Annotated in this window: 1 protein-coding gene; it reads left to right on the top strand. The window is 43.0% G+C overall.

What is annotated here, in order from left to right; genetic code table 11:
• Positions 1-21: 21 nt before the first annotated feature.
• The coding region (locus tag I5M32_RS16555) for a glycoside hydrolase family 2 TIM barrel-domain containing protein (RefSeq protein WP_234462000.1) at positions 22-914 on the top strand (893 nt) is incomplete at its 3' end.

The raw sequence follows: 914 nt of genomic DNA, 5'->3' as shown, positions 1-914 counted from the left end.
ATATCAGATAGGATACATCGCATGGTAAAAAGAGATAGAAACCACGCATCTATCATCATCTGGAGCTTAGGGAACGAGTGCGGGAACGGGCCTGTTTTCCACGATGCTTACAAATGGATAAAAAATGAGGACAAGACTCGCCCCGTACAATTTGAACAAGCAGGGGAAGATTGGAACACCGATATAGTTTGCCCGATGTACCCTCGGATAGAAAAGATGAAGGCCTATGCCGCAGACCCAACCGAAAAACGCCCTTATATCATGTGCGAATATGCCCATGCCATGGGAAACAGCAGCGGGAACTTCCAAGAATATTGGGACATCATCAATACCAGCAAGAAAATGCAAGGCGGCTTTATCTGGGATTGGGTAGATCAAGGGCTAAAGGCAACTTCGCAATCTAGCGGGAAAACGTTTTTTGCCTACGGCGGAGATTTAGGGGGGTTAAACCTTCAAAACGACGAAAACTTTTGCGCAAACGGTTTGGTATCTGCCGATAGGACTCCGCACCCAGGTTTATATGAGGTTAAAAAAGTATATCAGAATATTATTTTTACTGATTTTGATCAAGCTAAAAACCAAGTTAAGATAAACAACCGGTTCGGCTTCAGTAACTTGGATAATTACGATTTTAAATGGCAATTGTTCAAGAACGGCGTAAAGCAGCAAGAAGGCGATTTTAAGGTAAAAGGATTAAACGCCAGACAATCTAGAACTGTAACCTTGGCCTTGCCTAAGATTACCAGTGCAAATGGCGAGGAATACACCTTAAATCTTTATGCAAACCTGATCAACCCAGAACCTTTATTGGCCGCCGGACATGAAGCTGCTAAAGAACAGTTTTTATTGGATAGCAAATACTTTGCGCAAACACCTGTCTCTGGAGGGCTTGTTGTAAATAAGTCGGGCAATAA

Source organism: Pedobacter segetis (genome assembly GCF_016623585.1).
GTDB classification, from domain to species: Bacteria; Bacteroidota; Bacteroidia; order Sphingobacteriales; family Sphingobacteriaceae; genus Pseudopedobacter; species Pseudopedobacter segetis.
The sequence above is the reverse complement of the archived record's forward strand: the minus strand, read 5'-3'. Positions and strand labels throughout refer to the sequence as shown.